Here is a 13,679-nt window from a genome sequence, read left to right on the forward strand (position 1 = left end):
CCCTAGACCTATTCTTAACTAAAGTTTATAGTTTGTCAAACTGAAAAATTAATGACTTCCAATTCATAATCCTTAAAATCTTTGTTTCTTTGTAAAAACAGAATAAAATGATTGAAGTCAAAAATATACATAAATACTACGATAAACTACATGTACTCAAAGGAGTTGATTTGCATATTAAAAAAGGAGAAATTGTATCTATTGTAGGGTCATCGGGAGCAGGAAAAACAACACTCTTACAAATTTTAGGTACCTTAGACAAACCCAGTTCGCTACCCAACACAGATATTCAAAAAACAACAACCTCCTTATTCATCAATGGTCAAGACATTTTGACCATGAATGACAAAGTTTTATCTACTTTCAGAAATTTAAATTTAGGATTCATATTTCAGTTTCACCAACTACTTCCTGAATTTACTGCACTTGAAAATGTTTGCATTCCAGCCTTTATTGCCAACAAACCAAAAGGCGAAACAGAGCAAGAGGCAAAAAAATTATTAGACTATTTGGGCCTTTCGCACCGCATAAATCATAAACCAAATGAACTTTCGGGTGGAGAGCAGCAACGCGTAGCCGTGGCACGAGCACTAATCAACAAACCAGCGGTTATTTTTGCAGATGAGCCCTCAGGAAACCTTGACACCACATCAGCAGAGAATTTACATCAGCTTTTCTTTAAACTAAGAGATGAATTCGGACAAACATTTGTGATTGTAACCCATAATGAAGAACTCGCTAATATGGCCGATAGAAAACTAGTCATGGTGGATGGTTTGATTAGTAATTAGGAGCTTTTTCCAGCTATCCACTGTATTCCCGATTATAAAAACTACGGCCGAAAAAGCCTTGTTTTTTAAAATCGGGAGATGCCGTTCCTATCTGGGCTATGAACAGCCGTTACAAACACACTCTTTCTTATTATACCTTTCCTTCTTTATAATGACTACAACAGAATTAAAAGATTTTCTAGACGACAAAGTTTTACAATACAACACCTTAGATTTCATAGAAAGTGATCCTGTTCAAATTCCGCATCTTTATTCACAAAAAGAAGATGTTGAAATTGCTGGTTTTCTTAGTGCAACCATTGCGTGGGGGAATCGTAAAATGATCATACAAAATTCGCATCGCATGCTGGACTTAATGGGTAATGCACCTTATGATTTTGTGATGTCACACAATCCAGCTGATTTAGAACGATTACATACATTTGTTCATCGTACTTTTAATGGTCAAGATTTTATTGGATTCATCCAATCTTTACAAAACATCTATTCCCAACACGGTGGACTAGAAACGGTTTTTGCCAAAAATCAAGAACCTCATTCGATGCAAAATAGCATTTCTGAATTTAAAAAAATTTTTTTTTCTATCCCTCATCTCGCTCGAACTCAAAAACACGTTTCAGATCCTTTGAACAATTCGGCAGCAAAAAGAATCAACATGTATTTAAGGTGGATGGTTCGAAATGATAAAACTGGCGTTGATCTGGGCATCTGGAAAAACATCTCAACGGCTTCCTTATCTTGCCCGCTTGATGTGCACTCTGGTAATGTGGCTAGAAAACTGGGATTGCTTACTAGAAAACAAAATGATGGAAAAGCCCTAGCAGAATTAGACGCTAAACTTCGCGAATTTGACGCACAAGATCCTGTAAAGTATGATTTTGCCTTATTTGGACTAGGCGTTTTTGAAGGTTTTTAAAACATTTCCCAAGGCGCTATTTTATCTTTATCAATAACAAAAAGACTGTAAATTAGCACATTTGCTTGATTACTTTCAAAAAGACTATCTTTGCAAAAAATTAAAGCAAATGACTACTTTTGAGCAATTCAATCTTCCTAAATCCGTACAGAAAGCGATCGATGATTTAGGATTTACAACACCTACCCCTATTCAAGCAAAAACGTTCTCAGTAATCATGTCTGGTAGAGATATGATGGGAATTGCGCAAACGGGAACTGGTAAAACATTTGCTTACCTACTTCCTTTACTCAAATTATACAAATTTACTCCTGGACATACTCCTAAAATAGTAATCCTAGTACCTACGCGCGAACTTGTAGTGCAAGTGGTGGAAGAGGTTGAAAAATTGACAAAATACATGTCGGTTCGTACTATTGGTATTTTTGGTGGTGTAAACATCAATACACAAAAAACTACCGTTTACCAAGGTTGCGACATATTAGTTGGAACACCCGGCCGAATAATGGATTTAACATTGGATAACGTAATCCGATTTGAGGAAATGCAAAAACTCGTAATTGATGAGTTTGATGAAATGCTTAATCTAGGTTTTAGAACCCAACTTACTGCAATTTTGGCAATGATGCCAAAAAAACGTCAGAACATTCTTTTTTCAGCCACCATGACTGATGAAGTAGATGCTATTTTGAATGATTTCTTTGATTATCCAGAAGAAGTTACATTATCTGCATCAGGAACTCCGTTAGAAAACATTACACAAATCACCTACAACGTTCCTAATTTTAACACGAAAGTTAATTTATTAAAACACTTATTATCTACCACGCCAGATATGAGTCGCGTTCTTGTTTTTGTGAATAACAAGAAAATATCCGATTTACTACATGATCGCATAGAAGAAGATTTTGATGGACAATTTGGTGTCATACACTCTAATAAATCACAAAATTATCGTTTGAGTACTATGGCCTCTTTTCAAGAAGGAAACTTAAGAGGTTTGATTACAACAGATATTATGGCAAGAGGTTTAGATATCTCTAATATAACACATGTGGTCAATTTTGAAATACCCGAATTGCCGGAATTGTACATGCACCGTATAGGTAGAACTGGTCGTGCAGATGCTACAGGTACTGCAATCAGTTTAATTGCTCCGCGCGAAGAGGAGTTTAAAATTGAGATAGAACTCCTGATGGATATGGAGCTTACTATTGAAGATTTCCCAGAAACAGTTGAAGTATCCTCAAAATTAATTGAGCCTGAGAAAGAAAGACAACCTATTAAGTTTTTGATGAAAAAACAAAAACTAGCCGGTGATGGTGCTTTTCAGGAAAAAAGCAAGAAAAATAAAAAAGTAAATCTTGGAGGACCTGGAGTAACTAAGAAAAAAACTCACGGATCTGTTAATAGAAACATGTTGAAGACCAGAGATAAGAAACGAAAAGATAAGAAATAAATTACTTAAAAAGGGCTGCTAGAACAGCCCTTTTTAGTATAATACATTTACTTATTATCAGTAAAAACAAGACAAACAGGCGCACACAATTCTATTTTTTTACCAGTATTGCTTAGCGTGCCTGTTTTTTTATTTCTTTTAAATATAATTACATCATTTGAATATTGATGCGCAACAAGTAAAAAAGCTCCAGTAGGATCTATTGCAAAATTACGAGGCCCTTTTCCTAATGTTGAAACATGCTCCACTAATTGGAGCGTTCCATTAGTATTGACTTCAAAAATTGAAATGGTATTGGCATCGCCACGATTAGTAGCATATAAAAACTTTCCATCAGGAGAAAAATGAATATCTGCAGCTGTAAAATTTCCTTTGAAACCTCCTGCTAATATAGACGTTTCATCTCTTTTAACTAGTTTACCCTCTTTATAACTGTACACTGTAATCATACCACTAAGCTCTTGCAGAACGTAAACTAATTTGCCATTTTTACTAAAAGTTAAATGCCGTGGTCCACTTCCTGCTGTTACGGAGATGCTATCTTTTATTTGTAGCACATCAGTTTTTAAAAGCGGATCATAACTGTAGGAATAAATCCTGTCATTTCCCATGTCATTAGCCAAAATAAATTTTTTATCCGGTGAAAAAGAGACCATGTGCACATGAGGTGCTTCTTGGCGTTTGGGATTCAAACCTTTTCCGTAGTGTTGAATGACTTGTTTGGCTTTTTGGAGCGTACCGTCACTATTTTTTTCTAAAACACTGATCGAACCTCCAGAATAATTTGCTACAATGACGTTTTTGTTATCGTTAATAATATAGCACGGATCAGCACCCATAGCACTTTGCTTATTTAAAAACTGAATAGCACCACTGGAAGCATTGTAATTAAAAGCACTAATTGTACTTTCTTTTCCAAATTCATTCACAGAATACACAAAATTATTTTGACTGGATACTGTTAAAAAACTTGGATTAACTGTCTTATCAGTTGCGTTTTTGTAAATGAAATCTCCATTTGAAGTATCAAAGTCATAAACATAAATGCCTTTACTGTCGCAATTTTGAGTATAAGTTCCAATTAATAAATTGATTTTTTTATTCTGTGCTTTGACCGTAACACTAAAAACAAGGAGTATCAAGAAAACTAAAGATTTTTTCATTGTGTAAAAATTTGCAATAAGGCTAAAATAAAGATTAAATACACGCAAATGTAAAATTATTTATTACTCAAAATTTACGAAACGTGCTGATAAACTGTCAACAAATTTGTATTTTTGATTCCATTATAAGCAATGAAATCCATTGAAGTTTTAACACATTCTAGTCAATACCATCACAGTATGCATTTTAAGCACCCTGAAGTTTTATATTTTTTATTCCTTTTACTCATACCTATATTGGTTCATCTTTTTCAGTTGCGAAGGTTTAAAACGGAACTTTTTACGAATGTTCGGTTTTTAAAGGCACTCACCATTCAAACTAGAAAAAGCTCTAAAATAAAAAAGTGGCTTCTTTTAACCTGCAGATTATTACTATTGACATGTATTATTATTGCTTTTGCTCAACCTTTTTTTTCCTCAAAAGACAGTAAAAATAAAAACAATGAACTGTTCATTATTTTAGATAATTCCTACAGCATGCAGGCTAAAGGAAAGAAAGGCGAACTATTAAAAAGAGCTGTTCAAGAACTGCTTGAAGAAACACCAGAAAATACTACATTTTCATTATTAACAAATTCTGAAAACTTTTGGAACACCGATATAAAATCAGTTCGAAGTAATTTGCAAAATTTAAAATACAGTTCTGAGTCATTCAATTTAGATAACATTCTAGCAAAGGTAAAAGCTCATAAATCCCCGTATAATAAAGATGTAGTAGTCCTTACAGATGGATTATCAATAACCGAAAAACAGGTAAAATCTAGCGATCAAAATATCAATCCTTTATTCATACTTTCAGAAGCGGAACAAAAAAACAACGCATCTGTAGATAGCGTGTTCATAAGTAAAACGGTCGAAAATTTCTATGAAATTACGGTGCAAGTCACTGGCTATGGCGATAAATTTCTTGGTGTTCCCATTTCCATTTTTGACAACAATAAATTAATTGCAAAAACTACTGTTGACCTAGACAGCAAGAAAAAAAATATCACTTTTACCATCCCAAAAAAATCATTTCATGGATATATATCTATTCAAGACAATGGTCTTGCTTATGATAACATCCTTTATTTTAGCATTTCGAAAAATAAAAAAGCAAATGTAATTAGTGTAGGAGATCCATTAAAAAGTAATTTCTTAACCCGAATTTACACTCCTGATGAATTTGTGTTTAAGAACTATTCTTTAAGCACACTGGATTACAACAGTATAGAGCAGCAGGATGCTATTATTTTAAATGAATTGAATGAAATACCGCAAGCCTTAGCAACTACTTTAAAATCGTTTGTGTCAAAGGGCGGACACGTTGTTGTAATACCGTCATCAGAAAGTTCAATCGAAACGTACAATTCATTTTTCAAAAATTTTGGTTCACTTTCATACAGTCCATTAGAACAAACGGAAAAGCAAATTACTAAAATCAACTTTAATCATCCCATTTTCAATAATGTATTCGAATCAAAAATAACCAATTTTCAATATCCAAAGACCAAAATATCCTATCCTTTAAGTAGTTCGAGTCCCGCAGCATTATCTTATGAAGACCAGAGTCCTTTTCTTACCTCCATAACAAACTCGGTAGCCACAGTAGCCGTATTTGCAGCACCTTTAAATCTTGAAAATTCTAATTTTCAGCAGTCGCCATTGATTGTACCTACGTTTTATAAAATGGTGATTAACAATCAAAATAACGGAGTTATTGCATATACCATAGGAAGTAGTTCACCTCACATTACAGATTCAGCTTTACAAAAAGACGCTATTGTAACCATTAAAGGAACCGAAGAGCAATTTATTCCCATTCAACAAATCTTGAGTACTAAGGTTAAAATGACTTTTAATGGTTACCCAAAACAAGCCGGAAATTTTAGTGTTTTCTCCAAAAAAGAATGGATTGAAAATCTCAGTTTCAACTACGCAAGATCAGAGAGTGATTTAATTAAAAACAATGATAACGTACTAGCTGATTTGAACCAAGAATCATCCATTACATCATTCTTTAATGCTTTACAAACAAACCGAACCGATAACCAAATTTGGAAATGGTTTGTTATATTTGCACTACTATTTCTACTCTTAGAAATGGCAATTCTCAAATTTGTCAAATCATAAAAAAAGTTCCTTAAATATGAAATTAATTATCCGAGATGCAAAAATTATTGACCCAAAAAGTTCATTTCATAACACCATTTCAGATCTTTTAATTGTAGATGGATACATTCAAGAAATAGGAACTAATCTTGAAAATCCAGATCAAGTTCAAGAAATTAAACTAGATAATTTACATCTCTCGCAAGGCTGGTTTGACAGCAGTGTTTCTCTTGGAGAACCCGGTTTTGAGGATCGAGAAACCATACTTAACGGACTGCAAGTAGCGGCAAAAAGCGGATTTACAAGCATTGCTTTACAACCCAACTCCTATCCTGTAATTGACAATCAATCCCAAATACATTTTGTAAAAAGCAAAGCAAATCAAACTGCTACTCAACTCTATCCTATAGGCGCTATGACAAAAGAAAGCGCAGGAAAAGATATTGCCGAATTATATGATATGAAAAATGCGGGCGCAGTAGCCTTTGGTGATTATAATAAAAGTACCGAAAATGCCAATTTACTAAAAATTGCATTGCAATACGTTCAAGACTTTGATGGATTGATAATTGCTTTTTCACAGGATGAACATATTAAAGGTAATGGAGTTGCAAATGAAGGAATTATATCAACTCAACTTGGGTTAAAAGGAATTCCAAATCTAGCCGAAGAAATTCACACTGTTAGAAATTTATATTTACTAGAGTACACAGGAGGAAAATTACACCTACCTACTTTATCTACTGAAAAATCTATAACATTAGTTAAAGCCGCTAAATTAAAAGGCCTTCAGGTCAGTTGTAGTGTTGCTGTACACCACTTAGTACTCACTGACGAAAAACTACAAGAATTTGATACCCGCTTTAAAGTTACACCACCATTACGAACCGAAAGCGACCGTCAAGCTTTACTCAATGGAGTCCTTGATGGAACAATAGATATGATTACTACCGATCATAATCCGATAGATATTGAACATAAAAAAATGGAATTTGATGGAGCAAAAAATGGTACTATTGGCCTTGAAAGTTGTTTTGGTGCCCTAATGACCGTTTTACCACTTGACGTAGTTATCGACAAATTAACTTCTGGTAAAAAAACGTTTGGTATACCCGAAGAAATTATTGCAAAAGGTGCAAAAGCAAATCTTACACTGTTCAATCCTGATTTTAAAAGTGTTTTTAGCAAATCATCTATTTTATCAAAATCAAAAAATTCAGCTTTTCTGGGAACTGAAATACAAGGAAAAGTGTACGGAATTATCAATCAAGATCAATTAATTTTAGCGTAGAAGATGAATACATCAAATATAGAATCTGGTAAAACAGCCGCTATAACAAGCTACATTTTAGGAATTGGTGTTTTTATAGCCATGTCCATGAATTCCGAAGATAAAAATGAATTTGCATCATTTCATATCAGGCAAGGATTAGGAATCACACTAACTTTTATTTCACTCGGTTTGATCATAAGTAACTTTGATAGTTTAATGATCTCAGCACCCATGTGGATCTTTACATTTGTATTGTGGTCTTATGGAATTACAAGCGCAATAAAAGGAGAAACAAGACCAGTACCGCTGTTAGGTACGTATTATCAAAAATGGCTTTCAAATATATCTTAAAAACAATGGCATTATCACTTGAATACAAAATAAGAGAACCCAAAATAATTTTAGACAAAAACCCACTTTTGTTACTCCTACATGGTTATGGAAGTAATGAAGCTGATTTATTTTCATTTGCCGAAGAACTTCCGGAGCAGTATTATGTAATTTCGGCTAGAGCTCCGTATGACATGCAATACGGAAGCTACGCTTGGTACGCAATTAATTTTGATGCTGATGAGAATAAATTTTCAGATCACGATCAAGCCAGAATATCTAGAGATCTTATTGTTCAATTTATAGACGAATTAGCTTTAACATACCCTGTTGATCCGCAAAATATTGCCTTAATTGGCTTTAGCCAAGGAGCAATTTTAAGCTACGCTGTTGGCTTATCCTACCCCGAAAAAGTACAGAAAATCGTTGCTATGAGCGGGTATTTCAACCCAGAGATTATTAAAGAAGGTCATCAAAAAAACAATTTTGATACTTTGAAAATATTTGCATCACATGGAACCGTTGATCAAGTAATACCTATTGATTGGGCAAGAAAAACACCATCTGTAATGGAAACTTTAGACATTAACACTACCTACAAAGAATATCCTGTGGGACATGGTGTAGCACCACAAAACTTTTATGATTTCAAGAATTGGTTACTTGAAAATTAAATAAAAAAGTCGCAGTTAAATTTAATTTCAACTGCGACTTTTTTATTATTTCTGATATAAGAAAGATTGATTTACTTCAAATGAAATGCTTTCATCATCATTCACAAAGTATTTCAGCAAAACTTCTCCCCAAATTTCTCCATCGCTATAATCAGCAATAATCCATCGGTGATTTAAAATTTTCACTTTGTTAATGATAAACTTATTTGCCCCTATTTGATCTTGACCTGTATAAGGATTCCCTTTTGGGTTGGCATTAAAATCCAAAAGTTTTTCAGTGACAAATGGAATTAATTTTTCATATTGAATCATTTTATCATTCGACCCAGATTCAAAATAATTTTGTGCATTTTCATTTTTTTCTAATGAAAAGTAATTAGCACTTTGCAACTCATTTGACAATAATGCAATGCTATCTCTCAATTTTTTAGTCGTTTTATCGTAACGTTTTTGTTCAAATGCAACCTCTTTACTCAAGAACATATACGTAAAAATAGTAGATAAAACTGCGAGAATAGTCAAATACAATAAGAATGATTTTTTCATTTTTAGTTTAATTAAATTATAATTTCCAAATTATCATAAGCAAGATACACGTTCTCAGGAAGATGTTTTTCTACCTCTTCATGAAAGCCCAATACATGACTAATGTGTGTGAGATATGCTTTTTCTGGTTGCACCAAATTTATGAAATCTAAAGCTTCTTTCAAATTGAAATGTGTATCATGCGGCTCTTCTCGCAAGGCATTGATCACTAAAACTTTCAAATTTTTCAATTTTAAAACCTCCTCGTTGCTGATTGTTTTCACATCTGTTAAATAGGCAAAATCATCAATTCGATAACCAAAAACCTGCAAACTCCCATGAAGTACATCAACAGGTACGATCATTTTTTCACCCAGTTCAAAAGGCTGATTATTGATGACCTCTATCGTTTTTACAGAAGGTGCTCCTGGGTATTTATTGATGGTTTCAAAAACATAAGCAAAACGCTCCTTAAGATTATTAATTACTCGTGTATGAGCATAAATAGGAATCTCTCCTTGTTTAAAATTAAAAGGTCTAATGTCATCAAGTCCTGATGTATGATCTGCATGCTCGTGAGTAAACAAAATAGCATCTACTTTTTGACAATTAGACACTAGCATTTGCTGCCTAAAGTCAGGACCACAATCAATAACGAAAGAATAGTCATCCCACGATATCCAAACTGATACTCGCAACCTTTTGTCTTTAAAATCAGTACTCTTACACACCGGATGGTTACTACCTATAACGGGAATGCCTTGAGAGGTTCCCGTTCCTAAAAAATATACTTTCAATTCAATAGATTTTATTTGCAAAAATAGGGTTAATTATCTTTCTATAATAAGCTATTTCATTAACTTTGTAACATATTAGGAATTAAAAAAATGGATACAGAGATAAAATTAAAAGGTGATAAAATCATCGAACAAATCCCATCAATAAAAGACAAAGCACTTCGTATCAATTTGAACGAAAATATTTATGGGACATTTGCTGAAATTGGAGCTGGACAGGAAACTGTAAGACATTTTTTTAGATCTGGTGGTTCTTCTGGAACAATTGCAAAAGCCATGTCTGCTTATGATAAAGACTTTAGTGATGCCGTTTACGGTGTAGAATCGGACGGTAGGTATGTAACAGAGAGTAGGTTAAAAAAAATGCTTTCGCATGAAGTAAACCTTATCGAACAAAGGTTGAGTCGTGAAAAACATCCTAATAAAATGTTTTTTAGTTACGCCAACACGGTTGCCACAATAGATTTTGCTAAACAATTTAAAGGCCACGGATGGGTAGGAATTAGCTACCAAATTGAACCTGATGAAGATTACAATGAAATTATACTTCACATTCGTTTTAAAGAAACAGATGTAAGATTGCAACAAGAAACCTTAGGAATACTAGGGGTAAACTTAATTTATAGTGCTTTTTATAAATACAATGATCCTAAAAGATTGCTTCGTTATTTATACGATCACTTGGATAAAGACCAACTTGAAATTGATACCATAAATTTCTCTGGACCTCGATTTGCAGATGTAGACAACAGATTGATGAGTTTACAACTTGTGAAAAATGGCATGACAGATGCCGTGATGTTTAACCCTGATGGTAAAAACATTCTTCCAGCAGCCATTTTATACAAAAAAAACATACTTGCTTTTAGAGGAAGTTTTCGTCCTGTGACCAAGGTAAATATGGACATGTATGAAAAGTCTTTGAAAATGTTTTTGAATGAAAACAAAGTAGATAAAGACAATACACTCGTTGTTTTTGAAATCACATTATCTAATTTACGTTCTGATGGGGAGATCAACGAAAGGGATTTCATGGATCGTGCTGAGCTTTTATGTTCACTAGGACAAACAGTTATGATCTCTAATTTCCAAGAATATTATAAAGTTGTAGAATACTTTGCTAATTATACTAAGGCTCGAATGGGTCTAGCATTAGGAGTTAATAACTTAATCGATATTTTTGACGAAAAATACTATCGCCATTTAAGCGGAGGAATTCTTGAAGCTTTTGGGAAATTATTCTATCGCGATATGAAAGTTTTCTTGTATCCAATGATAGGAGAAAACGGTGAAATAATTAACTCTGACAACTTGAAGGTACATCCACGAATGAAAGAACTCTACAAATTCTTTAAATTCAATGGAAAAGTAGTTGATATTGATGATTATGATCCTACAATCTTAAATGTGTTTTCTCGAGAAGTTCTTAATATGATCAACCACGGTAAACCAGGATGGGAAAGTATGTTGCCGTCAGGTATTGCTGAAATCATTAAAGAGCACCAATTATTTGGTTATTCTCCTCAAAAAATCTTAAACGAAAGTAATTAATTTTAGTAACAAATGAAAAATCCAGTTCACAAGAATACAATCTTGAATACTGGATTTTTTATTTTGATGAAACTACTTGATCCTAAATTGTATTATTTTAAGATTTGAGCAGCATGTACTTTGGTTTTCACATCAGATATAACCTCATCAATAAAACCTTCTTCGTTAATAACAAAAGTAGTTCTGTGAATTCCATCGTATTCTTTACCCATAAACTTTTTTGGTCCCCAAACTCCAAAAGATTGAATAACTGATTTATCTTCATCAGAAAGTAACGGGAAAGGAAATTCATATTTGTCTTTAAACTTGGCTTGAGCCTTAGCACTATCAGCACTCACTCCTAATAATGCGTAATTATTAGATTGAAAGCGTTCAAAATTATCTCTCAAATCACAAGCTTCAGCTGTACACCCTGGCGTATTTGCTTTTGGATAGAAAAAAACAACTAGCTTTTTACCCGCATAATCTGCTAATTGATGTTTTTTACCGTCTTGATCAAAACCTATAAAATCTGGAGCTTTATCCCCTTTAGTTAATGTTGTCATTGTAATAATATTTAATAGTGAAATGGTTTGTAAGTTGCATTTACAATTAGAAATGATTTTCTTTACAATCCAAATTTAGGAATAATGACCAAACAGGAACGCGTAACTTTTGTTATAAATACGTTAAAAGAATTGTACCCTACAATTCCCATACCGCTGGATCATAAAGATCCTTATACCTTATTGATAGCTGTTTTATTGTCTGCTCAATGTACTGATGTACGGGTAAATCAAATAACCCCAATACTTTTTGCCAAAGCAGATAATCCCTATGATATGGTAAAAATGAGTGTAGAAGAGATTAAAGAAATCATAAGACCCTGCGGCTTATCGCCAATGAAATCCAAAGGAATTCACGGATTGTCACAAATTCTAATAGAAAAACATAACGGCGAAGTCCCACAAAGTTTTGAATTTCTAGAAGAACTTCCTGCTGTAGGCCATAAAACGGCCAGTGTGGTCATGTCACAAGCTTTTGGAGTACCTGCATTTCCTGTAGATACGCACATTCACAGATTAATGTACCGCTGGAATTTAACGAATGGTAAAAATGTTGTTCAAACAGAAAAAGATGCGAAACGTATCTTTCCTGAAGAAACATGGAACGACCTGCACCTACAAATTATTTGGTACGGAAGAGAATACTCGCCAGCAAGAGGTTGTGATTTAGAAAAAGATATTATCACCAAAACTATTGGTAGAAAAAAGGTAATCAACGAATATCAAAAAAAAGTAAAACCACTATAAATTAGTGGTTTTACTTTTTAAAACTTACATTAAATCTACAATTAATTAGATACAATTTCATAGCACCTATTTTCTATCTTAATGACAGTGAGAGCTTTTGAATAACTAAGCAAAAAAGAAATAATTTCTTTTTTAGGTTTCATTAAAGGTAAGGCATTTGCCTTTTTTGAGTATAATTTTGCCATAAATTCCACGCTTTTATTTTAAATAATAACGTAAGAATTAGAGGTATAGTATTACGTAGTTAAAACAATTTGATATTTGTCTATAACTTTTCTCAAATTAAGTAAAGCATAACGCATTCTTCCAAGGGCAGTATTGATGCTAACACCAGTTATCTCGGATATTTCCTTGAAACTCATATCTTGATACATGCGCATAATTAATACCTCTTTTTGATCAGCAGGTAGCTCTTCAATAATTTTTTTTATATCAATTTGTACTTGATCTGCGATTATTTTATTTTCAATAGATAGTGAATCATCAGACATGATTGAAAAAATAGAAAACTCCTCCGTTTCTCTATACAAAGGCATTTTTTTTGATTTTCTAAAATGATCTACAATCAAATTGTGAGCAATTCGCATTACCCATGGCAAAAACTTGCCTTCCTCATTATAGGAATTAGACTTTAGAGTATTAATTACTTTAATAAAAGTATCTTGAAAAATATCATTCGTGATATCTCTATCGGGAATTTTAGAATAAATAAAACCGTAGATTTTAGACTCGTGCCTTTTAATTAGTTTTGCTAATGCATCCTCGTTTCCAGATACATATTCTTTTACTAAAAGTGCATCGTTGAGTTGTATATTAA

Annotated in this window: 14 protein-coding genes; 9 read left to right on the plus strand and 5 right to left on the minus strand. The window is 33.2% G+C overall.

Going from position 1 to position 13,679, the window contains the following annotated elements:
* Positions 1–107 precede the first annotated feature (107 nt).
* The 3 genes from FPG59_RS08415 to FPG59_RS08425 all read left to right on the plus strand — a co-directional run bounded on the left by FPG59_RS08415 (position 108) and on the right by FPG59_RS08425 (position 3,166).
* Positions 108–791, plus strand: a complete 684-nt coding sequence (locus FPG59_RS08415) for an ABC transporter ATP-binding protein (RefSeq protein ID WP_086454172.1) — start codon at positions 108–110, stop codon at positions 789–791.
* 151 nt (positions 792–942) lie between these two features.
* Positions 943–1,707: a TIGR02757 family protein gene (locus FPG59_RS08420; protein ID WP_086454173.1), complete on the plus strand. Its 765-nt coding sequence runs from the start codon at positions 943–945 to the stop codon at positions 1,705–1,707.
* 109 nt (positions 1,708–1,816) lie between these two features.
* The gene (locus tag FPG59_RS08425; RefSeq protein WP_086454174.1) at positions 1,817–3,166 is read left to right on the plus strand and encodes a DEAD/DEAH box helicase; all 1,350 of its coding nucleotides are present in this window, start codon (positions 1,817–1,819) and stop codon (positions 3,164–3,166) included.
* A 47-nt stretch (positions 3,167–3,213) separates the two neighbouring features.
* Here the strand turns inward: FPG59_RS08425 and FPG59_RS08430 are convergent, their stop codons facing one another.
* Positions 3,214–4,329 carry a lactonase family protein gene (locus FPG59_RS08430; protein ID WP_086454175.1) on the minus strand — a complete coding sequence of 372 codons (1,116 nt, stop codon included), beginning with the start codon at positions 4,327–4,329 and terminating at the stop codon, positions 3,214–3,216.
* 180 nt (positions 4,330–4,509) lie between these two features.
* Here FPG59_RS08430 and FPG59_RS08435 point away from each other — a divergent pair, with 180 nt between their 5' ends.
* From FPG59_RS08435 to FPG59_RS08450, 4 genes are read left to right on the plus strand one after another with little or no spacing between them, the layout of a single operon-like run.
* Complete coding sequence (locus FPG59_RS08435; RefSeq protein WP_086454183.1) at positions 4,510–6,441, plus strand: BatA and WFA domain-containing protein; 1,932 nt, start codon at positions 4,510–4,512, stop codon at positions 6,439–6,441.
* 16 nt (positions 6,442–6,457) lie between these two features.
* Complete coding sequence (locus tag FPG59_RS08440) at positions 6,458–7,711, plus strand: dihydroorotase family protein (protein WP_086454176.1); 1,254 nt, start codon at positions 6,458–6,460, stop codon at positions 7,709–7,711.
* Between the two features lie 3 nt (positions 7,712–7,714).
* Positions 7,715–8,044 (plus strand): hypothetical protein, encoded by a 330-nt coding sequence (locus tag FPG59_RS08445; protein ID WP_086454177.1) that lies wholly within the window; start codon positions 7,715–7,717, stop codon positions 8,042–8,044.
* 5 nt (positions 8,045–8,049) lie between these two features.
* On the plus strand, positions 8,050–8,697 hold the full coding sequence (locus FPG59_RS08450) for an alpha/beta hydrolase (RefSeq protein WP_086454184.1): 648 nt from the start codon (positions 8,050–8,052) through the stop codon (positions 8,695–8,697).
* A 45-nt stretch (positions 8,698–8,742) separates the two neighbouring features.
* Here FPG59_RS08450 and FPG59_RS08455 read toward each other — a convergent pair whose 3' ends face one another.
* Positions 8,743–9,243 (minus strand): hypothetical protein, encoded by a 501-nt coding sequence (locus tag FPG59_RS08455; protein ID WP_086454178.1) that lies wholly within the window; start codon positions 9,241–9,243, stop codon positions 8,743–8,745.
* 11 nt (positions 9,244–9,254) lie between these two features.
* Complete coding sequence (locus tag FPG59_RS08460; RefSeq protein ID WP_086454179.1) at positions 9,255–10,019, minus strand: MBL fold metallo-hydrolase; 765 nt, start codon at positions 10,017–10,019, stop codon at positions 9,255–9,257.
* A 90-nt stretch (positions 10,020–10,109) separates the two neighbouring features.
* Between FPG59_RS08460 and FPG59_RS08465 the strand changes: the two genes are divergently transcribed.
* Positions 10,110–11,570 carry a TonB-dependent receptor gene (locus FPG59_RS08465; protein WP_176330720.1) on the plus strand — a complete coding sequence of 487 codons (1,461 nt, stop codon included), beginning with the start codon at positions 10,110–10,112 and terminating at the stop codon, positions 11,568–11,570.
* 92 nt (positions 11,571–11,662) lie between these two features.
* Here the strand turns inward: FPG59_RS08465 and bcp are convergent, their stop codons facing one another.
* Positions 11,663–12,115: a thioredoxin-dependent thiol peroxidase gene (gene bcp / locus FPG59_RS08470; protein ID WP_086454181.1), complete on the minus strand. Its 453-nt coding sequence runs from the start codon at positions 12,113–12,115 to the stop codon at positions 11,663–11,665.
* Positions 12,116–12,199: 84 nt separating this feature from the next.
* Here bcp and nth point away from each other — a divergent pair, with 84 nt between their 5' ends.
* A complete protein-coding gene (nth, locus tag FPG59_RS08475) occupies positions 12,200–12,862 on the plus strand; it encodes an endonuclease III (protein WP_086454182.1) in 663 nt (220 codons plus the stop codon).
* Positions 12,863–13,098: 236 nt separating this feature from the next.
* Here the strand turns inward: nth and FPG59_RS08480 are convergent.
* A partial coding sequence (locus FPG59_RS08480; RefSeq protein ID WP_254906669.1) for an RNA polymerase sigma factor occupies positions 13,099–13,679 on the minus strand: 581 nt, incomplete at its 5' end.

It is taken from the genome of Flavobacterium sp. FPG59, from assembly GCF_002150205.1.
GTDB lineage: Bacteria > Bacteroidota > Bacteroidia > Flavobacteriales > Flavobacteriaceae > Flavobacterium.